Source organism: Pseudobacter ginsenosidimutans (genome assembly GCF_007970185.1).
GTDB lineage: Bacteria > Bacteroidota > Bacteroidia > Chitinophagales > Chitinophagaceae > Pseudobacter > Pseudobacter ginsenosidimutans.
The window spans coordinates 4,058,299-4,080,141 of sequence record NZ_CP042431.1; the positions used below are offsets into that span (position 1 = coordinate 4,058,299).

Consider the following 21,843-nt stretch of genomic DNA (forward strand, 5'->3'; position numbering starts at 1 on the left):
AGACCATGAAGAAAAATCATTTCATCATATTGATCGCAGCTGTGCTGATGACTACGGGCGGCTGTAAGAAATACCTGGAGAAAGAATCCAAAAAACTCGCTACCATCGAAACGGTGGAACAGTTGGAAGCCTTGCTGAACAATGCTTCCAGGTTTGTTCAGGAAAATAATTACACCGCCACTTACTCAACGGATGATACGGAGATCCCGAAAGAGGATTATAAGAACAACGCGGGAGAGTTCACTCCTGAAGCGATCTATTTTTATCTTTTCACCAATGACCAGGTAGAGAACAATATCGCATCAGACCAGCTCTGGGCGGGAGAATACAACAAGATCTTCACGGCCAACCTGGTGATCAATAATGTGGAAGCTGCAACAGGTGATGAAGCGCTTAAACAAAAGGTGAAAGCTGATGCACATTTCGTTCGCGGTTACTCATACTGGTTATTGGCCAACTATTATTGCCTTCCCTATACCGGGGCCAATACAAGCGCCAGGGGATTGCCCTTGAAAACAGGTACTGAGTTCACCGAGTCACTGAAAAGGGCCACACTGAAGGAAACCTATGATTTCATCCTGGCAGATATGTCCGAAGCTGCTAAAACACCGGTGAACGATGTTGATGTTAAACTTCCCTGGCGCGCCAGTAAAAAAGCGGTGGCGGCATTCATGAGCCGGTACTATCTTTTCGCGGGCGATTATGATAAGACCATCGAGCAGGCGGATATAGCACTGGCCACTGCTTCTGTGCAGCTGAAAGATTACAGGACGCTGGTGGCAGGTACTCCGGCATCGTATGCCAATCCCAACGTTACCATCAATTTTTCGGAACTGAACGACTGGACCGCTGCGAAATATTATTACTGGCCCGAGTTCTATTATCTCCGTTTCACGTATACACCCGGCTGGTGGTTCCTTCCCAGCTCCTCACTGGTATCCTTATACGATCAGCAGAATGATCTTCGATACAAATGGTTCATGTTCCCGCAGGGTGGAAGGTATTTCGATGCCGGAACAGCCAATATGTACCGCTACCAGATCTTCCAGACCGGCAGTCTGCTGCCTTCAGGTCCAACCATTGCTGAAGTATTGCTGAACAAGGCCGAGGCCCAGGCCCGCAAGGATGAGCCCGGTAATGCGATGAACACCGTGAACCTGCTGCGCGATAAACGCATGAGCAGCTCCCTGCCACTCAGTGCCGGCAGCAAAGCCGAAGCCATCACGAAAGTGCTTGAAGAGCGCAGGCGTGAGCTGCCTTTCGTTACCCGCTGGTACGATATCCGCCGCTTCAGCGTGAATGATTATCCGGGAGATGATGTTGCCATCACGCGCGATTTCTTCCAGCTCAATAACAGTGTGGTGAATACCGATGTTCCGCAAACCTATACATTACCCGTTGGTAGCAAGCGCTACGCTGTTCCCGTCAACGGCGTGGAGATCGGCGCCAGCAGGGGACAGATCGAACAAAACGATTACAACAATTAAATACTTGGCTCATGAAAAAACAAAGCTTGCCGGCATGATCACCGGTATGTTGATCTCGGCTGCCTTCACCGGTAGTTTCGCACAACACAAATCTGTAGCTCCGGCCGATGCAAAGACCATCGCAGATGCGCAGAAACAGGTGGAGAAATTTCCCGACAGTCTTTCCCTGCATGATGATTATATCAAAGCAATGACCCTGGCTAATCCTGATCTTAAAACACAGTACGATGCCTGGATGAAAAAATATCCGGCCAATTATAAAGTACCTTTTGCCATTGGTAAGGCTTTGTACAACCGGGAAGATCCTGCCGCTACTCCTTATCTCAAAAAAGTAGTGGCCATGAAACCGCAGATGGCGGAAGTATACCAGATGTTATCCATCGATGCAGAGCGCTGGGGAGATGAGAAAGCTGCGCATGAATACATGGGCAAGGCAAAACAGGCTGCTCCCAATGATCCGTCTTACGCATTTTACTATGCGATGGATTTTGAACATACCGATCCTGCAAAATGGAGGGAAGAGATCTATACGGTGGCCAAACGTTTTCCGGATCATGAACGTGGCGCACAGGGACTATACTGGCTCGCTACCAGGTCCACTGATAAGGCAGAGAAATTCAAAGTATATGAGCAACTGATCCGCTTGTACGATCCTTTAAAATTCAACTGGTCGTCCAGCGGCGCTTCAGGCCTGTTCGATCTTTATGTAAGTGAGAGCATGTATGATAAAGCCTCCGCACTTGCCAATAAAATGAGATCGAAAGAAAGCTGGAAAAGCCAGGGGGAACTGGCTGCATCTCTCGTGAAATTGCAGGAATTGAAAGCAGCGGGAAAATGGAATGAAGCACAGGCGATGCTGAAGGATGTGAAAGTGCCTCGTTATTCCGGCGCAGCAGAATACATCAACCTGCTGAAAGCTGAGATCGCCGATGCAGCAGGTAATACAAGAGCTGCATACGATAGCCTGCTGATCATCTTTGCGAAAACGCCCACGGAAAATACAAAGGCTGCCATCTCCAAATATGCATCCAAACTGGGTTTGAATGCTACGCAGGTGGAAACGGATATATGGAGTGCGCGCAATAAGAATACTTACCAGGCGCCTGCATTCGCACTGGACATGTATACCGAAAAAAGAAAAGCAACACTGGATGAATTCAAAGGGAAAGTGGTATTGCTCACTTTCTGGTTCCCCGGTTGCGGCCCCTGCCGTGGTGAGTTCCCGCATTTCCAGGAAGTGGTGAACAAGTATAGCAAAGATGAACTGGCTTATATCGGGATCAATGTATTCCCAGAACAGGATGATTATGTGGTGCCATTCATGAAAGGAACAGGCTATACTTTCACGCCCCTGAGATCAACCTCCGACTGGGCAATGGAAGTATACAAAGTGCGTGGACAACCCACTAATTTCCTCATCGACAAAGAAGGGAATATCGTGTACAATAATTTCATGATCAATAGTAATAATCAGCGCATGCTGGAAATGATGATAGAATCATTGTTGAAGAAATCATAGTTCCCAACGGTGTACCAACCTGTACAACAAGAAAAGAAGGCCGCAGTAATGCGGTCTTTTTTGTGACTTATACCGTAGAATGTAAAAATTGGCGTGCTTTTCCCTTATCGGGACTTATGCTTTGTTTAAAAAAAAGTAGCTGTAAAATTAAAGTTGCGGACCGGATAGTCTCCGGGCCTGATTTTGTGGTTATAAGTGTGGCCGGAGGAAAGTCCGGACGGCGCTGCGATGATATTTACCGCCGCCAGATTTTTATTACATTGCATGAACTGCTACTTTATGAAGCTGATCAATAAGATTTATTGGTTTTTACTGCTGTGGTCGATTCAGGGAACAGCTACAGCCCAGCTTCAGCGCTATTTTGGAAAACGGTATGATACAGATAACGGCCTTCCACAGAATTCTGTCAGTCATATTGGCTTTGATAGAGGAGGTTTTTGTTGGTTAAGCACCCAGATGGGGCTTGTTCGTTTTGATGGAAATAATTTCAAAGTGTACGGAGAGCAAGACTTTCCGCAGGCGCAAACAAGCCGTGTATATGATGTCAGGGCAGATCGTGAAGGAAATCTCTGGGGTGTGATGACTTCAGGTACCAGGCTCGCGATGGAACCAAAAGGACCTTTCGAAACAGCTATCCCCATGGTCCGGGGAACAGTAAATAATGTTTTTCCCCGCGATGGTTATTTTACGGGTGACGTCGTTACCCAAACAGTGAAGCAGTTAATCACCGATCAAAAAGCGGAAGAACCACGCATGGGGATGTTGGATACCGCTAATAAGTTGTGGGGAATAGGGGAAGAAGAGGCATACCTGATGCTGGAAGATAAACTTTATTATATACAAGGCAGGCACTATGAACGTCTGGGGCCTTCGTCTCCAAAGGGCTCATTGGCAATCCTGGACAGCGCAGCTATTAAATTCTCCAATGGAAACCGCCTGACAGCATGGTATAAGAACAAGCCCCTGGAGTCTGTTACTTCCATTCAGGGCGCACTGGCTTCAGAACCATTATTCCTTCAGGGCAAATTTACGATCTGCTGGTGTCCGGCAGGTACTTTCATTTACTGCAATGGAGTCCTGTATAAATTATCATTCAAACAGCAATTGGTCTATGCAGAAAAAATGGTAGACAACTTACACATCAAAGAGCTTTCATCGGTTTATTACCAGCCGTCAACAAAGATCTTATTTCTGGGAAGTTATATAGATGGATTGTATGTACTTAAACCGGTTCCCTTCAAAGTGCCGGCAATACCGGAAAGCCTGCCAGACCTGTCTCAGAACTTTTATGTTCAGGCCGTGCTGGATAGTAACCGGCTTTTCTGCCATAATATTCTATTTGCCCGTGATGCTGCTTCATCCTATTTCGATATCCGTGGAAACAGATGGGGAGCTTTGTTCGCAAAAAATCCTCACTTCATTTATTTCAGTAAAGATTCCACGCTATGTTCTTATGATTTCCTGAAGAAGGAACGAAAAGAAATCGCCAATGTAAAATCATGGGTACCACTATTCCTTGCTTCATTATATGATTCCACATTATATTTTGCTACCACGCGCAGAATCGGAATTATCAAAAACAATGAAGTAAAAGACCTCAGGTTGATCGAAGTGGAAAAACGCATCGTTTGCATGGTGGAGCATTCACCAGGCTCGTTTTATATTGGTACGCAGGAAGGCCTGTTCGAGTATGAATGGCAGCAGCATAAGCTCCGGAAAATAAATGTACTTGATACGATCAATATCCGGACGCTCCATTGGGAAAGTTCCAATAAGCGGTTGTGGATCGGCACTTACGGTACCGGAGCTTTCCTGTTTGAAAATGGCCAGCTTTTTCCCGTTCCGCAATTGGTGCCAGCATTGTCCGCTGTACATTCTTTTATCGATGACGGGCGGGGTTTCTTTTGGCTCACCACCAATAAAGGGTTGTTCAAGGTTAACAAAAATGAGCTCCTTGAATTAGCGCATCAGAAGCGTGAGCAGGCTTTTTTTTATGTGTTCGACAGGAATGACGGGTTGCCTACAAGCGAGTTCAACGGTGGCTTTCAATATCCTTATGTATGGTTTCCGGATAGCACACTTTCTCTTCCTACACTTAAAGGACTGGTTTGGCTCCATCCTCACCATACAGGAATTATTTATCCTGATAAAAAGATCTATCTGGACATGATCAGCATCGATGGGAGCGTGCAGAAAGATCTGAACAACAATATCTCCCTTCCTGTTGGTAAACATGCGCTTGCCATTACAGTTGCCACACCTTATTTTGGAAATCCTGCCAACCTGCATTTACAATACATGATCCAGAACTGGAATGAGGATTGGAAAAGCGTTCCGGTTGATGGCAGGATAGTCCTGGAGAATCTCCCACCGGGTAAATATTCATTGATCATCAGGCAGGAGGTGATTACAAACAATAGAGATGCTGTGAGGCTGCAGCTTCAAATCCAGGTTCCGCCACCCTTTTTTCAGACTATATGGTTCAGGGTACTTGTATTGGCTTTGATGGCTATAGTGATTTATCTTTTGGCAGGCTGGCGGATACGCGGATTGCAAATGCGTTCCAGGTTGCTGGAAGAAAAAATACAACAACGCACAGTAGAGCTGAACAGGACGGTGAGTGACCTGGAAAAATCGCAGCAGGATCTGTCGAAAAGCAACCATGTGAAAGATCTGATGATCTCCATGGTATTGCATGATCTGCAGTCGCCCATCCGATTTCTGAATACACTTGTCAAACATCTGAATCAGCAGTATGCACATTTGGAACCTGGTCAACTGTCCAGGAAAATGTCGGAACTAAAAAGCAGCACTAACGCATTGTTCAATTTTACTGCACAATTTTTTACCTGGGTCAGAAGCCAGCAGAAACAGTTTACCGTAACCTGGCAAGAAGTTAGTCTCGGAGAGGTTTTTGAGGAGATCGGGCATTTGTATTCGGATGTGATGAAGTCCGAAGGAAATACTCTGCTGGTTATACCCACCAACCTGACCTGTTTCACGGACGCAGGTTTGCTCAATGGTATCCTGAGAAACCTGGTGGATAATGCCAATAAGAATACCAACAAAGGAGAAGTAAAATTGACGGCCCGTCAACGAGGGGATGATATTGAAATAGAATTATCAGATTCCGGTATTGGCATGGATGAAACTGAGATCATGGCATTCCTGGACAATGACCCGCTTACTTATCGCGGAGGCCTGGGAAGAATCCTGATCAAAGACATGCTGGACATGATCGGCGGTAAGCTGGAAATTGAAAGTGAAAAAGGTAAAGGAACTGTTTTCCGGGTTGTGATCCCTAATAACCGGCAAGTATAACCGAAAAAATAAAAACAGGTCCACTATTCCATCAAAACAGATCAATCGTTCTCTGCAATACCGTTTACCTGGGCGAGATGACTGAATTCGATCAGATTTGAAACATTCAGTTTTTTAAAAATCCTCGCTTTAAAGGAGCTGGCCGTGGAAGCGCTCACGGATAGCGAATTGGAGATCTCCAGGGGGCCATATCCTTTCAGCAATAAGATGGCAACTTCCATTTCCCTTTCTGAAAGTTGGCTGAACACGTTCTTTTGTGGTTCCGTCAGTATTTCATGAATGTTTTGAATTTGCGAATCAGACAGGTATTTTTTTCCCTTGCTGATATGGCGGATGGCATCCCTGATCTCCGTATCGGACGCATTCTTCTGCAGGTAACCAAAGGCACCGGATGAAAGCAATCTTCTTGCAAAGACTGCTTCTGAGTTTACGCTCAAAACAAGCACTTTCAAACTGGGCTGGATGGCCATCACTCCCGGCACCAGTTGCATGATGTCTACATTAGGCATACTAAGGTCTGTAATGAGCAGATCAAAAAGCTGGGATTTCAAAAACCTGAAAAGCTCGGTCCCGTTAGAAGCAAACTCGGTACTGCATTGTCCAAGCGCTTCTTCCACCAGCAGGCGAACGCCTAAGCGAACTGGAAGATGATCGTCTGCAATCAATACTTTGAGCATAGCGGTCAATCTTTGATAACGAATTACCGGCAATTAAAGTTATTCTACTTTATCTGCCAATAAATAATTCCTGACTAAGGAGTTTAAACCCGGAAAGCGAAGTGAAAAATGGGATTGGTTTTCTTGTTATCATGAAGCCGGGATCAAGAATAAGCCTCCCCAGGATTAGGGAGGCGATGCCAAATCGACGCGACTGCGTTATATCTTGAAAGAAGCCAATACTGGTTTCCTGTGATCCGGATTTTGAATTAAAGGACCGCAATGAAGCGGCCCTTTACGAGAACTGCTATCCTCCCTATGAGGTGGCGAATGATAAACCACAAAAACCGTTGCGCATTACCAAATTAGTATCATTGTCCGGAAAAAAATGTAATGTGGCTAAAACGCCACGTGTATTCATCTGGATGAGAATGTTCTGCATTCATGGCTCCTTATTATTGTTCGTATATCCGTCTGAGTTATATACAATCCTGATGGTATTCATGATCTCCTGATCTGACGCTTCCTTATGAAGGTACCCAGATACCCCTGATTCCAATAAGCCCAGTTCGGTCTTTGAGTTTACACTGAATACCAAAATTTTCAACTCTGGTTGAAGAGACAGGATTGTTGGGATCAATTCTGCGGGATCTGCCAATGGCATATTCAGGTCAGTGATCAGCAGGGCATAAACATGTTGGTGAACAAGGGCAAACAATTCCTGACCGTTCCTTGCAAAATCTACGATACAATCTCCCAGTGCGGTTTCCACCAGGCTTCGTAAACCGATCCGGACGGGGAATTGGCTATCAGCAATTAATATCCTGTTCATAAAAAACTAGTTAAGGAGAATCAGCCGCTAAATGTAGTATACATCCGGATAATAAGGTTGTGGCCGTTTTGCAGATCAACGTGGCTTTTCAGCTACATGCAGATTTTTTTCAGGTAATAATTCTAATATTGAATTGTGAAAGGAACTACAGAAAGAAATACACGCCTTTCATTTGTTCGCACCTCCTCTATTTGATAGATTCCAGTATCTCCTCTTTTTGATCACAACTGATCGTTTCCTTCAAGATAAAGTTTCTAAATGCTTTCATTATTCCGTATGGCTTTCAGATAAAGCGTGGGCAGAGCGAGTGTAAGTATGCAGCAGAGGGAATACGGTCGCCACCGCGGTTGCAGCGGGAAACGGAATTTTTGGTTTTACAGGTTATTCCAGTAAGGGAGGTTTATTCCGTTCTCAAACTGCAGTATCTCCGGTGGCAGACCAGCCCGCGCTTTTGTAGTGAAGGCTATGAGATGGCCCGTTATGGCTCTGATAACAGGCAGACGTGCCCTTTAACCCCTATGATGAAGCCCGCCTTTTGAAGTGCGGGTTTCATTGTTCCAGGAGCGGCTATAAGCCTGACTCAAGAGTGTTTGTTACAACATTTACATCAGTCAGGCCGTAGCTATTGCAGCAGCAATGTGAAAATGAAGGAGGCTTTCTGCGGAGGACAGCCTCTTTGATATTGTAGTCGCGACAGTATGTGTTTTTCCAAAAAAACCTCAAGCTATATCGATTTAGCAAAAAAATACCTACCTTTCCCTCCTGCTAACGCGCCATCATGGAAAAACAGGAAGATATCATCCTACTAAACAGGTTAAAGGCCGGAGATATGCAGGCTTATGAGCTGTTGTATAAGAAATATTACAAACTGCTCAGCGCCGAAGCATACCTGATCCTGGAAGACGCTATGGAAGCGGAAGACCAGGTTCAGACATTATTTGTTGAGCTCTGGCAAAGGCAATTGTTCAATGCCATCAATGGTTCCGTTAAAGCCTATCTTCAAAGGGCCACTCATAACAGGTGCCTGAAAGTGATCAGGAAAAGAAAGTCCGTTTCCCGCCATTTCGGAAAATATTTATATGTTGTAAATGCAACTCCTGAAACTACTACTGTTGAAAAGGAAGAAGCAGACAGGGATTTCAATATGCATTCCCTCCTGAATGAGCTGCCCCTGCAACGTTCGGAAGCTTTTCATCTCGTATATATCGAAAATAAAAAATACAAGGAGGCAGCCGATCATATGGGGATTTCAATCAATTCAGTCAAAACCCATCTTAAACTTGCTGTAAGATCCTTGCGCAGCCGCTTTTCCTGACCGGGCCTTCACCCGATCCAATGAAAAGCGGGTCATATAATGATGCACCGCGTAAACAGACCATTAAATTCAATCACCAGCACCGGATGAAATTATCCCAGGAACATATCAGACGCCTTCTCATGGAAAAGATCGCGGGAACGATCAGTGAAGAAGATGACCAGATGATCGAAGCGGAGATCGAACTTGACCCGGCGGTAAAAGCCAGTTGGGAAGCTATTTGCAGGACTATGAAGAGTGAAGAAGCAGAAGACTTCCTGAACAATCTCGATGCAGATCGTTCCTGGGATTCGGTGGCCGCCAAAATACAGGCAGGTACTCCCGGCAGGTCGCGTCTTTACAAAAGGATAGCCGTTGCGGCGGCTGTGCTGTTGTTGCTGGTATCGGGGCTCTGGCTTAGCCTGAGACTCCGGAGCTCCGGCTCTTCGCCACTGGCTAAACAAACACAACTGTCAGGAAAAAGTACAGATAGCCTGCAACATGCAGTGGGACTCTACATGGCAGATGGAAGACAGATCAATTTGACGGATAGCGCAGGTCGCGTGATCGATCTCGGCGATGCCGCACTCAATACTTCAGGCAACAGCATGCAATTGCAGGCAGCCAAAACAGGAAAACAGGAATGGACAACCGTTTCCGTTCCTGCAAAACTGGATTACCGGATCGTGCTGGCAGATGGTTCTGAAGTATGGCTCAATTCCTCTTCCAGTCTACGGTTCCCGCTGCGTTTTACCGACAGTTTACGCGAAGTATTCGTGGAAGGTGAGGCGTTTTTCAGGATCAGTAAAAATGCTTCGCAGCCTTTTGTTGTACATAGCAAGGCTGCAGATATCCGTGTACTGGGCACTGCTTTCAATGTTCATGCTTATCATGCCGGTAAGGCAACCATCTCTTTGGTGGAAGGTTCCGTTAAAACACGGATACCTGGTGCAGAAAAAGAAACTATGTTGAAACCCGGACTGGAAGCGGTGATCGATACGGCAACAGGATCCAGTGTCCGCAGTTTCAAATCTGCCAATACACTGTCCTGGATGAAAGGCATTTATTATTTTCATGATATACCACTTTACGAGATCGGCGAAGTGTTGGAGCGCTGGTTTGGACTTACACTTGTATACAGCGATGCATCATTACGCAATCTCCCCGTTACCGGCGCCATCGAGAAAGATCAGCCACTGGCAGATTTTCTTTCCAGTCTGCAAACCACAGCCGGTATCAAAACCGAGATCCGCCAAAATCAATTATACCTCATCAGATAATTCCTGATTACTATATCTTCAGCCTGTAAGCGTATAGCTGCTTACAGGCTTTTTTTATTTCCACCGGGATCCGTTCACCCGTTTTTTCAAAAAGGGGGTCATAGAACAAATACCCACTAATTGCGCCATGATGAAATTTGCCCTGGTTCTGAAGCGATCTTGTCTGCTCGGGATCGTTTTGATCATCACCAACTGCTGCCTGTTTGCGCAGGACACCAAAAAGATCACGCTCACTGCTGCCAGCATCAGCTATGAAGATATTTTTGAAACGATACGCCAGCAAACCGGCCTGATCGTTTTTTATACCAATCAGCTGCTGAACGACAAAGAAAAGATCAGTGTCGATTTTCAGTCCACCCCACTGACGGCTGCGCTTCAGCAGATCTTCAACAATAAGAGCATCGGCTGGAATTTCAATAATAAATTTATCGTGCTGCGAAAAAAAGCGGAAGAGCCTGCAACGCAGGCACCTGCCGCCAATGCGCCGGCAGGCATCAAAGTGCAGGGATTGGTCACCGATGAAAAAGCCAGTCCGGTTTCAAATGTTACCGTCAAACTGAAAGGCGCTTCCAGTGGTGTGATGACGGATGCCCTGGGCAAATACTCCATTACGGTACCGAATGAAAAATCGGTGCTGGTCTTTACCCATGTAACCTCATTGGCCGAAGAGATCCTGGTCGGGAAAAACCAGGTGATCAATATAAGCCTGAAATCCAAGGACGATCATCTGGCCGATGTGGTAGTGATCGGTTATGGCACTACACGTAAAAAAGATGTAACGGCATCGATCTCCTCCGTATCCAAGGAAGCATTGTCAGACAGAACATTATTATCACTGGCAGATGCTATGAAAGGCAAGGCTTCCGGCGTACAGATCATTCAGAACGATGGTACTCCCGGTTCGGAGAATACGATCCGTATCCGCGGCGCAAGTTCCATCAGCGCGGGCAGTACGCCACTCTTCGTGATCGATGGCGTATTGCAGGATGATGCCAATAATATTAATCCGGGCGACATTGAATCGATCGAGATCCTCAAAGATGCTTCGGGCACTGCCATCTATGGAGCGCGTGGCGCCAATGGCGTAATATTGATCACCACCAAAACAGGTAAGACCGGAAAAACGAGAATGGAACTGTATACCAATATCGGTTTCCAGCGTGCCGGTCACCTGTACGACCTCATGGATGCATCTGAGTATGCGCATGCCCGTTATCTTGCATCAGGCTATGTCTGGTCGGCCCCCGATCCCAATGACCCCAACAAACCCGCTACCACACAAGCTGGTATCACTTATTACCGCGACAGCCCCCTGGGAGAGACCGGTAGTTTCTGGGGCGTGTCTGAAGACAATGCCTTTGCCAATTGGCAAAACTTCAATCATCCCGATTCCACCAATACTGACTGGCAGCGCGCCATGTTCCAGAACAGCAAAGTGCAGGAATATCGTTTCAATGTTTCCGGCGGTAATGCCAATACCAAATTCTCGCTCATGGGTGGTTATCTCAATCAGGGAGGATTGGTGGTATACAGTGGTTACCAGCGATACAATGCACGATTCAATATCCAGCAAAGACTTTCCAAAAACATTCAGCTCACCGCCAATCTGCTGGGCACACGTACGGAAACCAACGGCTTCATTACGGGCTCTTACAATGGTGGCATCACGTCAAATGCAGTGGTCACCAGCATGCTGCAGCAACCTCCTGTGAAGCCATTGACATTTACCGATGTGGAAGACAATGAAGGAGTGGAAGGCTATATCACCAGCAATCCCTATTCACTGGCGGAAAAAGTTACGAACAACAGGTTCAGCAATGAATGGCTTGCCAGGATGGCCGCAGACTGGACCATCACCAATAATTTCAGCTTCAGGATCACCGGTACTTATTCAAATATCAATACGAATACAGACGCATATTATCCGCGTTATACGCAGGCAGGCTCCAAGTACAAAGGCCGTGCGGTATTGTCGCGCGGAACCATCACCAAAATGATGAATGAGAACCTGCTCTATTATAAAGGCAGGATCGGTGACGAGCATCGGTTCAATGCGATGGGGGGCGCTATCGTGGAGCAATACAAGAATAACCTGCTTACTGCGGAGAACCAGAGTTATGATATCGAATTACTCGGGCCATACGGATTGGGAAATGGAACAGTGCCTATCATCCCAACCTATTCCATCACACAATGGAGAATGATGTCTTTCCTCGGCAGACTGGAATACTCATTCCGTGAAAAATATCTTGCTACAGTTACGATGCGTGCAGACGGTTCCTCCCGTTTCAGCAGGAACAATAAATGGGGTTACTTCCCTTCAGCTGCGCTGGCCTGGAGAGTTTCGGAAGAGCCCTTCATGAAAGACCTGAAATTCATCAGCAGCATGAAACTGCGTACCAGCCTGGGACAGAGCGGGAACACTGCCATTCCGCCTTATCTAACGTTAAGTACAATCTCTACTTATTTTTCTCCGATGGATGGCCTTACACCCAATTTCGGAGTAGTGGTGGAAAGACCTGAAAACCCCACACTCAAATGGGAAACCACCACACAACTGGATGCCGGTATCGATATGACGCTCTTCAACGATAAGGTGTCGCTCACTATCGACTGGTACACCAAGCGCACAGATGATCTGCTGATTCAGGTAGTAACTCCGGCTTACAGCGGTTACAGAAAAACCTGGACCAATCTCGGCTCTATACGAAATGCAGGCGTTGAATTGACTATCGGCACCAGCCTTGTAAGAAAGAACCGGTTCAGCTGGAGCATCGATGCCAATATCGGTCTCAACAGATCCAAAGCCATTGAAGTAGGACCTGACCTGAATCTCGATCCCGGCGTAGTGGCAGGCGTTGGAGCCGCAGCCATCATCCGCAACGGGCAAACCATCGGACAATGGTATGGATACCAGACCAACGGTATTTTTCAATCCTATGCAGAGATCCAGGCTTCCGGTCTTACCATGATCAATGGTCAGGCTATCAGCGCCATTCGCCCTGGTACACGCCGTTTCATCGATCAGAACAATGACGGTGTTATCAACTCATCTGATCGTGTAGTGATAGGGCAGGGCCAACCCGAATTCACCGGAGGCATAACCAATACTTTCAGTTACCAGGGATTTTCCCTGAATGCGGTTGTGCAGTACAGTTATGGTAACAGGATCTTCAATGCCAATCGTGTTGCCCTGGAAGCAGGACGAAGCAGCAACAATATGACCAAAGGCGCTACTGATGCATGGAGCCCTTCTCTGTACGACATGAATACCGGTAAACTGCTGAGAGAAGGTAATCCCGGCAATACATACCGGATGCCGGGCAGCCCTGAAGAATTACTGATGATGGATGCCTGGATCGAAGACGGCTCCTATATCAGGTTAAGCGATGTAACGCTTTCATACTCCTTCCCTGTGAAAGCTACAAAGAAATTCGGCGTGCAGGGTTTGAGCCTCTTCGCCAGCGGGAAGAATCTCTGGATCCTGACAGATTATTCAGGATATGATCCTGAAGTGAATACAAGGCAGGGAGGATTCGGAGACCTGATGCCCTCACTCGATTATGCATCTTATCCCCGCTCCAGGGTATATTCATTCGGTTTAAAACTTCAATTCTAAATTATCATAATCCCCTCCATATGCAATCAAGATCAAGTTTTCTGTTCTGGGGTATTTTGAGTGTATCGATACTTGGCGGTACAAGTTCCTGTAATAAATTCCTGGAAGAAAAACCCATTACAGAATATACGGCAGATAATTTTTTCGTTGACAAAACAACGCTGGATGCCGGCATCGTAGGGATCTATTCCTCTGCCAAAGATCTGTTTGGCGTTTACACCAATACGCCGCTGTTCATGACGCAGCTGGGTACAGACGAAGCCATGTTCAAAGGAACATCCGGTGTCCGTTTCAGTTTCGACAGGCATTCTTTCTCTCCGCGCGAGGGCTCTATTTATGAATATTGGTTAAGGCATTATGAGATCGCTGCAAGGGCCAATACCATTATCGATGCAGCAGCCCGTGTATCATCCATTTCGGAAACCGACAGGAATATGATCACAGGCGAGGCCCGCTTTGTGCGCGCTTTCGTGTATTTCAGGCTGGTGCAGGCTTTTGGTGAATTGCCCATCATCGATAAACCCATCAAAGGTGGTTTCGATTACAGCCTGCCACGCAGGCCCATCAGGGATGTGTATGATTTCATCGTGAATGATCTCGTTTATGCCGCTACGGAAGGAGTGTTATCCAAACAAAAAACGAATAATGGACATGCCAATCATTGGGCTGCCAAAACCCTGCTGGGAAAAGTGTATCTCACTATGGCATCCGCCAAGGAAACGGCCCTCACCAAAACCACCGGTAAAGTAGATGGGTATAAAGATATTCCTGCTGATATAACTGAGCTCTATGGTAAGGCAAGGGATGTGTTGGGAGATGTGAAAGACAATAGTGGTGCATCACTGCTTCCAGTGTATGGAGATGTATTCACGATAGAGAATAAAATGTAAATGCTGAATCTTTGTTCGAGCTCCAGTTTGCCGCTACAGTTCCATATGGTACACAATGGACGAAGGAATATGGAATGATCGCGGCCGGAGGGCAAATCAATGGCAATCCTGCTTATTATACCAATTCCATGATCGGCCAGTGTAACCTGGTGTATGTGCCGAAGTTTTACAAGTATTACAAAAGCGGCCCCAAGGTAACGGACTACGACAAACGAAGGGTCTGGAACCTGGCAGATTCCATTGTGAATATTGCCAACAATGTGCCCGCCAGTCTTACGTATATCTGGGGTACTTTATACAATCCCGACAAATACAATCAAACGATACTGGGTAGGTGCGGCGTTACCAAATACAGATGGGGCGCCAGTTGGAGGGCAAGTTCGCAATACCTGTATTCCAATTGTCCCAATAATGTGATCGTACTCCGTTATGCCGACGTGCTGCTGATGTTTGCAGAAGCTGATTTCAAATCAACGGGAACGATCTCTGCGGAAGGGCTCGAAGCCATCAATCGTGTGCGTCAGCGTGCGCGTGGACTTAAACCGAATGGCACTCCGGTTACCGAAGCGGAAACGCCGGGCTTTAATAATTATACAGCTTCAGATATCAATATCGATGAGATATTGAAGGAGCGTGCACGTGAATTGTGTTTCGAATTCCAGCGCTGGTTCGACCTGGCAAGAACAGGTAAGTTCGAGTATTTTCTGGAACTGACCCGTCCGGCCAATGATGCGAATATCGTGAACACGGCTACCAGCTTCGATCCTGCCACTCACTACCTGTTCCCGATCCCGCAATCTGAAATCGACCTGTCCACCAATAAAGAACAATTCAGACAAAATCCGAACTATTAACAGGGCGCCTTATCAGCAATACCCTAAAATCTTGATTGAGATGAAAAGAAAGCATTTCCTGGTTTGTTTACTGATTCTGGTAACAACCATTCCGTCCGTATCCGTACATGCGCAAACAAATTCCGGTAAGAAAAATTATGATGTTGTTGTATACGGAGGCACAGCTTCCGGTGTGATTGCAGCAGTAACTGCTGCAAGGGAAGGCATGCGTGTAGCCATTCTTGAACCGAAGACCCACCTGGGTGGCATGGTATCCGGCGGGCTCTCTGCTACAGATCTGGGCCGCAAGGATGTGATCGGCGGCTATGTGAAGGAGGTTTACAAAAGGGCAGGGGATCACTACAAAGTGACTGCTAAAGATGGCATCGCCTGGTTCCCTGAGCCGCATGTAGCTGAAAAAATGCTCAACGATATGGTGAAAGAGGCAAAAGTGGACGTATTCTTCCAGCACCGCCTGAAAGAAAAGGGAGGCGTTGTTAAAAAGAACAAAGCTATCACCGGGATAAAAATGGAAAACGGAACTTCCTTCACTGGCAAGGTATTCATAGATGCCACGTATGAAGGCGACCTGATGGCTTTTGCAGGCGTATCGTATGTAGTTGGCCGTGAGGCACAAAGCCTGTACAATGAATATTCCGCCGGCATTCGTGAAGGTTCAGGCCATCGCAGTGCATATGGCCCTGACGGAAAACTCCTGTTCGGCATTCAGCCAAATCCTCCCGGCCCCATTGGCGCAGGTGATAAGAAGACCCAGGCTTATAATTTCAGGTTATCGCTCACCAACGATCCAAATAATAAACGCCCTTATCACAAGCCGGAGGATTATGACACGAATCGCTATTATGAATTGCTGCTCTCCACCCTGGATGCCATTAAGAACCTGGGTGCTGTGGAAGCCGCTGCAAAAATGTTTCCCGGTCCTGGTAAAGTTCCCAACAATAAAGTGGACCTGAACACGGCGGATTATGTGGGAGGTAACTGGGATTATCCGGATGGCTCTTACAAAAGAAGGGCGGAGATTTGGAAGGACCATGAGAATTATGTAAAAGGGTACATGTATTTCCTCGCCAATGATCCGCGTTTACCTGAAGAATACCGTGCAGGCATCAACCTGTGGGGCCCTTCCAAAGATGAATTCACCGATAACGATAACTGGCCTTATGAACTGTATGTGCGCGAAGCCAGGCGTATGCTGGGTGAGTTCGTGATGATCCAGAAGGATGTGATCTCCGAAATGCAAAAGCCTGATCCCATCGGTCTGGGCTCTTATGGACTGGATGTTCACCGCGTACAGGGATATGCAGATGCAAAAGGTATTTTGAAATATGAAGGCGGCGTTCAACGCACTGAGCAGGAACGCATGAAACATATCCCTTACCAGATCCCATACCGTAGTATCGTTCCAAAAAAATCACAGGTATCCAATCTCCTGGTGACCGTTTGTATCTCCATGAGCCATGTTGTATGTTCATCCCTCCGAATGGAGCCGCAGTATATGATCATCGGACAGGCTGCTGGTAACGCCGCTACCATGGCCATTCAGAATAAGAAAACTGTTCAGGATGTGGACACCAAAGCGCTTGGTGAAAAATTGCTGAGCCAGGGAGCTATCCTTGAGCACAAACTGAAAACTCTGGCTGATCTGCCCGCAGGAAAAAAAGAACAGTAAAAAAATATTACCGTCTCATGTTCAAACAATTTGTACTCGTATGGATGCTGGGATGTAGCGCCCTGGTTGCTGCTGCCGGCAACAGAACAGACAGTGCCTATGGATGGCCTGCACAAAAAGCTCCAACGTCCATCATTACCTGCAGTATCCAGCGCGGGAGTGATCTCAGGGAAATGAATCTTGCACAATCCGTGGCTGGACTGGCAGCGCAATCGCTCAATGAAGGAAAGACGAAGGAAGGCGTGTGGATTAGTGTATCCAATCCCAATTATGCCATCTATTACCGGTCGCTGGTGAAACGGCTGCATGCAAAGGAAGCAGGAAGTCTTACTGCCTGGCAACTGGTTGACAGGTATGTCCCAATAGGCATCATCAAAGGATATGTTTTGTATGATGTGAGAAAAATGGACAATTCCGTTAACCTCGCCACTGTGTATGCAGGTCTGATGAAAGGGATCCTTGTTGATCTGTCTGAGGAAGCAACAGCCAGGGAAAAAGGACTGGTGAAATTATTCGACGCATCAGCCATCGATCCTGATCTGTCCACTTTTCTTCCTTTAAAAGAAAAAGTGAACAGGAACCTGATGGTGCTTTGCAATCCTGAATTCAGTAATAACCGTGATTATGCCATTGCGCACAAGAGCCTGGTATGGCATGGGGTTGATTCCACGCTGAAAGGTTTGCTGGAATGGATACAGCCATTGTCGCCCGTAATCGGATGGAACAAGGGAGGTGAGTTCCAGCATATAGAGCCCTGTACACGGCGCGGTCTCATCAATACAGCGTCCGACTGGTGTGTGAACCTCAGCCTGCTGAGTATTTACGAAACCAAAGCGCCTGCGAAGATCAAATCGCTGGCGCCAAAGGAGATCAACTGGAATGATCAACGCAATTGCCAGTCTTTCGTGATGAGCGATGGCGACAATATGCAATGGACATTCGGCGATTTCATCAGCAGCAAGGATTACTGGTCCAATCCTTCCAATAGTGGTATTAATATGTCTTTCACTTCCTGCGTGGTGAATCTTTCTGCCGGGGCAGGGATGTATATGATGAGCTGCAACGGACACAGCCTGCAGGTGTATCTGTAGTGGAATATGGCGGAGGCTATTTTTACCCTGACCTCTTTGCAACGGCTACTGGTGAGCCTGAAAAGTGGTTGCGCGAACTGGCGAAACGCATGAACAAACAAATGAAACTGACAGGTGTGAAAGTGCTCGGATTCATTTGCAGGAATATGTCGGGAGAAGCAGCGCAGCGCGCTTACCGGATCTTTGCGGAAGAGATCGAAGAACTTACCGGGATCATTGCTGTTCAGTATTCACCTTATAATGCCGGAAGGGGAAAAATATTTTGGGTAAAGAACAGGAAGGGTGCTGAAATACCTGTTGTAACCGCTCGCTACCAACTCTGGCATAACCTGAAAAAAGAAGGTTCAGGCAATCCTGCAGAGCTGGTAGAGATGATCAATGAAGATGATTCAAAGGCTACTGCAACTGACCCTGCTTTGTCCTGGACTATCGTACATGCATGGTCGAGGTTCAATGAGCCCGGAAAAATAGTACATGCAGTATCCGATTCTGAGGAAGCGAAAAGACATGGTACCGGCGAGCGGGGTGTAACACCAGTCAAATGGATAGCAGATAGATTATCGTCCAATACAAGAGCAGTGAGCATTGAAGAACTGCTCTGGCGTATCAGGATGCAATACCATCCGGAAGAAACAAAGAAATTATTCTGATAAAATAATGGAATGAAGAAACCAATAATAGCCTGGTGGCTGAGTGCAATATTGATCTGTATCCTGCCATCAGTACCTTTTGCGGCATCTGCGCAAACCAGTGCATCCTTTGATATAGTAGTGGTTGGTGGAACGCCTGCCGGTATCATGGCTTCCATATCTGCGGCCAGGATGGGAAAGCGTTCTTTGATCCTGGAGCGCACCAGTCATGTGGGAGGGCTTGTTGCCAACGGTCTCGGCGCTACGGATATCATTACCCGTGGGCCACTGCGGGCCTTTTCCTTGAATTCGTGAATCGTGTGAAGGCTCATTACGTGAGCGCCTACGGGCCACAATCCAAACAGGTAAAGGATTGCAGCCAGGGCTATCATTTTGAGCCATCTGTTGGGGAGAAAGTACTGCTGGATATGCTGAAAGAAACCACATTGGTAACGGTGTTGCTCAACCGACAGTTTGATGCGCTGCCTGAAAATCTTTTGATCGAAAACAATACTATCAAAAGCATCACGGTGCTGAACCGGCAGTCGCAGCAAAAGGAACAATTCAGCGGAGCTGTTTTTATCGATGCCACCTATGAAGGCGATCTGATTGCGGCAGCCGGCGTGCCTTACAGCCTTGGAAGAGAAGGAAAGAAAGAATTCAATGAGCCCTATGCCGGCCAGGTGTACAAACTCTGGCTTGCGGAGAGGCAGGAGGAGGGACTACCAATCTCGCGGATAATGCGGTGCAGGCTTATAATTTCAGACTATGCCTCACTACTGATCCGGCCAACAGGATACCTGTTCCAAAACCGGCTGCTTACAACAGGGAAGAATATGTTTCACTGATCGAAGATGTTTTATCTGGAAGACATTCGGGTATTGAATGGGCGGATATGCCGCAAAAGTTAAGAGACAGTAATATTGCATTGCGGGCGCAGGGAAAAGCGCCGGTTGGCAAGTGGATGCCGGAAGGGATCCAGCGGCTGGTGAACAAAGTGGTGTTGCCGAATGGAAAAACAGATGCCAACAATCAGCACCGCGCATTGCTCTCTACTGACCTTCCCGAAGAGAACTGGCCCTGGCCTACGGCAGGCTGGGAATGGCGTGATCAGTTTGCAAACAGGTTAAAAGATTATATCCTTGGACTTTTGTATTTCGGGCAACATGATGAAGCGCTGCCTGAATGGTTTCGAAATGATTGTTTGCAATGGGATTGTCTGCCGATGAGTTCAAAGACAATGGCAATTTTCCCAGGCAGGCATATGTGCGCGAAGGCAGAAGGATGAAAGGGCTCTATCTGTTCAAGGCAGCCGATGCATTGCCGCTGATCAATGGAGGACGGCCTCCTCTGCATACCAGCAGCATCACCGGCAGTCATTACGATATCGATTCACATGCTACAAGGAAAAGGGAAAAAGGGAAAAATGTACTGGACGGATTTCTCAGTTATCCTACCATGCCTTATACCGTGCCCTTCGAAGTGATGGTACCGCCAGTGATCTCCAATCTGCTGGCGCCTGTTCCTGCTTCCGCCACTCACCTGGGCTTCGCTACTTTACGCATGGAACCCTGCTGGATGGCATTGGGTCAGGCAGCAGGTATTGCCGCTTCAACAGTGATATTATCAGGCAAACCTGTACAGAAGGTCCCGGTAACAACAATCCAGGATGAATTGATCAGGCAGGGAGCAGTGTTGATCTATTACAAAGATATCAATCCAGCTCATCCTTCTTTCAAGGCCGTTCAAAAAATTGGATTGAAGGGATGGTTGCCGGATTGGACGGTGAGACCGGATGAAAAAGTGAAAAGAACAGAGTTGGATGAATGGCAGAAATTATCCGGACTGAAATTCCCGAAACATATTCAAGCCAATCAAAGTACCAGGAGTGAAGCCATCCAGTGGCTTTTCTCGAAGGCTCAATAGAATTTTCATGAACAGAAAACAATTCCTTACCAGGTCTGTGCTGCTGGCGGCAGGCAGTGGACTGTTAAAGATAGCTTCCGCAAATACGCCGGTGCAGCATGCTGCCGGCACGGAGCTGCTGGTCAATGCCGGCATTGCAGGCAACAACACGAACAACCTGCTGAAGCGGATCTACACAGATTGCCTGGCACATCAACCAACGCTTACTATTCTCATGATCGGCACCAACGATATGAATAATGGCAAGCATGTTCCGCTCGAAAAATTCAGGAACAATCTGAATATGCTATCTGATAGGATCATCAATTCAGGCAGTCAATTGATGTTGATGACAATCCTGCCCTTCTATGAACCTTATTTGTTGTTAAGGCACCCTGTGGCATTCTTTCAACCTGAAGGGCCGGAAGGGAGAAGGAAGCAGGTGAATGAAGTGATCATAAAGACAGCAGCAGAAAGGAAAGCCGGCTTGCTAGATATCGGCAGTATCTTCGAAAAAGTAGGAAAGATCGGTCTTGAAAAAGATTGCCTGCTGCGAAATAAAGAGAATAGTGGAAAAGAAGATGGTGTTCATCCCACGCGTGAGGGCTACCGTTTTCTCGCACTGGCAGTAAGCCAATACATTCAGTACAATCACCATGATGCCCGCCGCATCGTTTGCTTTGGCGACAGCATCACCAAAGGCGATGGTTCTGTAGACAAAGAAAGCTATCCGGCATATTTGAAAAAATTATTATCATAAAAAGGAAACTGATCCCATAAGATGCGTAATCCCTCTG

The 21,843-nt window shown here is 46.9% G+C and carries 18 protein-coding genes; 16 read left to right on the forward strand and 2 right to left on the reverse strand.

Features of this window, described 5'->3' with window-relative positions:
- Window positions 1-5 precede the first annotated feature (5 nt).
- From FSB84_RS16250 to FSB84_RS16260, 3 genes are all read left to right on the forward strand, one after another.
- Window positions 6-1,487: a RagB/SusD family nutrient uptake outer membrane protein gene (locus tag FSB84_RS16250; protein WP_130538989.1), complete on the forward strand. Its 1,482-nt coding sequence runs from the start codon at window positions 6-8 to the stop codon at window positions 1,485-1,487.
- Between the two features lie 4 nt (window positions 1,488-1,491).
- A complete protein-coding gene (locus FSB84_RS16255) occupies window positions 1,492-3,006 on the forward strand; it encodes a redoxin domain-containing protein (protein WP_158643950.1) in 1,515 nt (504 codons plus the stop codon).
- Window positions 3,007-3,462: 456 nt separating this feature from the next.
- Window positions 3,463-6,327, forward strand: coding sequence for a sensor histidine kinase (locus tag FSB84_RS16260; RefSeq protein ID WP_158643951.1), 2,865 nt, complete (start codon window positions 3,463-3,465; stop codon window positions 6,325-6,327).
- Window positions 6,328-6,368: 41 nt separating this feature from the next.
- Here FSB84_RS16260 and FSB84_RS16265 read toward each other — a convergent pair whose 3' ends face one another.
- Both FSB84_RS16265 and FSB84_RS16270 read right to left on the reverse strand, forming a co-directional pair.
- Window positions 6,369-7,004 (reverse strand): response regulator, encoded by a 636-nt coding sequence (locus tag FSB84_RS16265; RefSeq protein WP_130538992.1) that lies wholly within the window; start codon window positions 7,002-7,004, stop codon window positions 6,369-6,371.
- A 421-nt stretch (window positions 7,005-7,425) separates the two neighbouring features.
- Complete coding sequence (locus tag FSB84_RS16270) at window positions 7,426-7,815, reverse strand: response regulator (protein WP_130538993.1); 390 nt, start codon at window positions 7,813-7,815, stop codon at window positions 7,426-7,428.
- A gap of 778 nt (window positions 7,816-8,593) precedes the next feature.
- On the opposite strand from FSB84_RS16270, the gene FSB84_RS16275 reads away from it, so the two are divergent.
- The 13 genes from FSB84_RS16275 to FSB84_RS16320 all read left to right on the forward strand — a co-directional run bounded on the left by FSB84_RS16275 (window position 8,594) and on the right by FSB84_RS16320 (window position 21,806).
- Window positions 8,594-9,130: an RNA polymerase sigma factor gene (locus FSB84_RS16275; RefSeq protein ID WP_130538994.1), complete on the forward strand. Its 537-nt coding sequence runs from the start codon at window positions 8,594-8,596 to the stop codon at window positions 9,128-9,130.
- Between the two features lie 20 nt (window positions 9,131-9,150).
- Window positions 9,151-10,389, forward strand: a complete 1,239-nt coding sequence (locus FSB84_RS16280) for a FecR family protein (RefSeq protein WP_130538995.1) — start codon at window positions 9,151-9,153, stop codon at window positions 10,387-10,389.
- A gap of 127 nt (window positions 10,390-10,516) precedes the next feature.
- A complete protein-coding gene (locus FSB84_RS16285) occupies window positions 10,517-14,008 on the forward strand; it encodes a TonB-dependent receptor (protein ID WP_130538996.1) in 3,492 nt (1,163 codons plus the stop codon).
- A gap of 20 nt (window positions 14,009-14,028) precedes the next feature.
- Entirely contained in the window at window positions 14,029-14,898 is an 870-nt protein-coding gene (locus FSB84_RS16290; RefSeq protein ID WP_147122215.1) for a RagB/SusD family nutrient uptake outer membrane protein, read from the forward strand.
- A gap of 11 nt (window positions 14,899-14,909) precedes the next feature.
- Window positions 14,910-15,752, forward strand: coding sequence for a RagB/SusD family nutrient uptake outer membrane protein (locus FSB84_RS16295; protein ID WP_147122217.1), 843 nt, complete (start codon window positions 14,910-14,912; stop codon window positions 15,750-15,752).
- Window positions 15,753-15,792: 40 nt separating this feature from the next.
- Entirely contained in the window at window positions 15,793-17,421 is a 1,629-nt protein-coding gene (locus FSB84_RS16300) for an FAD-dependent oxidoreductase (RefSeq protein WP_130538998.1), read from the forward strand.
- 17 nt (window positions 17,422-17,438) lie between these two features.
- Complete coding sequence (locus FSB84_RS31425; RefSeq protein WP_147122219.1) at window positions 17,439-18,512, forward strand: GxGYxYP domain-containing protein; 1,074 nt, start codon at window positions 17,439-17,441, stop codon at window positions 18,510-18,512.
- Complete coding sequence (locus FSB84_RS31430) at window positions 18,512-19,162, forward strand: hypothetical protein (RefSeq protein ID WP_158643952.1); 651 nt, start codon at window positions 18,512-18,514, stop codon at window positions 19,160-19,162. Before FSB84_RS31425 ends, FSB84_RS31430 begins: the two co-directional genes overlap by 1 nt.
- A 12-nt stretch (window positions 19,163-19,174) precedes the next feature.
- Window positions 19,175-19,456, forward strand: a complete 282-nt coding sequence (locus FSB84_RS31435; RefSeq protein ID WP_262713756.1) for an FAD-dependent oxidoreductase — start codon at window positions 19,175-19,177, stop codon at window positions 19,454-19,456.
- A 5-nt stretch (window positions 19,457-19,461) separates the two neighbouring features.
- Window positions 19,462-19,989 carry an FAD-dependent oxidoreductase gene (locus tag FSB84_RS31440; RefSeq protein ID WP_262713757.1) on the forward strand — a complete coding sequence of 176 codons (528 nt, stop codon included), beginning with the start codon at window positions 19,462-19,464 and terminating at the stop codon, window positions 19,987-19,989.
- A gap of 47 nt (window positions 19,990-20,036) precedes the next feature.
- Complete coding sequence (locus tag FSB84_RS31445) at window positions 20,037-20,429, forward strand: hypothetical protein (RefSeq protein ID WP_394367084.1); 393 nt, start codon at window positions 20,037-20,039, stop codon at window positions 20,427-20,429.
- Window positions 20,351-21,067, forward strand: coding sequence for an FAD-dependent oxidoreductase (locus FSB84_RS31090; protein WP_225979793.1), 717 nt, complete (start codon window positions 20,351-20,353; stop codon window positions 21,065-21,067). The genes FSB84_RS31445 and FSB84_RS31090 overlap by 79 nt, the downstream gene beginning before the upstream one ends.
- 7 nt (window positions 21,068-21,074) lie before the next feature.
- Window positions 21,075-21,806 carry an SGNH/GDSL hydrolase family protein gene (locus FSB84_RS16320; RefSeq protein WP_130539001.1) on the forward strand — a complete coding sequence of 244 codons (732 nt, stop codon included), beginning with the start codon at window positions 21,075-21,077 and terminating at the stop codon, window positions 21,804-21,806.
- Window positions 21,807-21,843 lie beyond the last annotated feature (37 nt).

Excerpts from the sequence above, each read along its gene's own strand:
- FSB84_RS16270 (WP_130538993.1), bottom strand. The coding sequence starts at position 7,815 with ATGAACAGGATATTAATTGCTGATAGCCAATTCCCCGTCCGGATCGGT.
- FSB84_RS31445 (WP_394367084.1), top strand. The coding sequence starts at position 20,037 with ATGCCGCAAAAGTTAAGAGACAGTAATATTGCATTGCGGGCGCAGGGA.
- FSB84_RS16265 (WP_130538992.1), bottom strand. The coding sequence starts at position 7,004 with ATGCTCAAAGTATTGATTGCAGACGATCATCTTCCAGTTCGCTTAGGC.
- FSB84_RS16320 (WP_130539001.1), top strand. The coding sequence starts at position 21,075 with ATGAACAGAAAACAATTCCTTACCAGGTCTGTGCTGCTGGCGGCAGGC.
- FSB84_RS16290 (WP_147122215.1), top strand. The coding sequence starts at position 14,029 with ATGCAATCAAGATCAAGTTTTCTGTTCTGGGGTATTTTGAGTGTATCG.
- FSB84_RS16280 (WP_130538995.1), top strand. The coding sequence starts at position 9,151 with ATGAAAAGCGGGTCATATAATGATGCACCGCGTAAACAGACCATTAAA.
- FSB84_RS31435 (WP_262713756.1), top strand. The coding sequence starts at position 19,175 with ATGAAGAAACCAATAATAGCCTGGTGGCTGAGTGCAATATTGATCTGT.
- FSB84_RS16300 (WP_130538998.1), top strand. The coding sequence starts at position 15,793 with ATGAAAAGAAAGCATTTCCTGGTTTGTTTACTGATTCTGGTAACAACC.
- FSB84_RS16250 (WP_130538989.1), top strand. The coding sequence starts at position 6 with ATGAAGAAAAATCATTTCATCATATTGATCGCAGCTGTGCTGATGACT.
- FSB84_RS16275 (WP_130538994.1), top strand. The coding sequence starts at position 8,594 with ATGGAAAAACAGGAAGATATCATCCTACTAAACAGGTTAAAGGCCGGA.
- FSB84_RS16260 (WP_158643951.1), top strand. The coding sequence starts at position 3,463 with ATGGGGCTTGTTCGTTTTGATGGAAATAATTTCAAAGTGTACGGAGAG.
- FSB84_RS31090 (WP_225979793.1), top strand. The coding sequence starts at position 20,351 with ATGGGATTGTCTGCCGATGAGTTCAAAGACAATGGCAATTTTCCCAGG.
- FSB84_RS16285 (WP_130538996.1), top strand. The coding sequence starts at position 10,517 with ATGATGAAATTTGCCCTGGTTCTGAAGCGATCTTGTCTGCTCGGGATC.
- FSB84_RS31425 (WP_147122219.1), top strand. The coding sequence starts at position 17,439 with ATGTTCAAACAATTTGTACTCGTATGGATGCTGGGATGTAGCGCCCTG.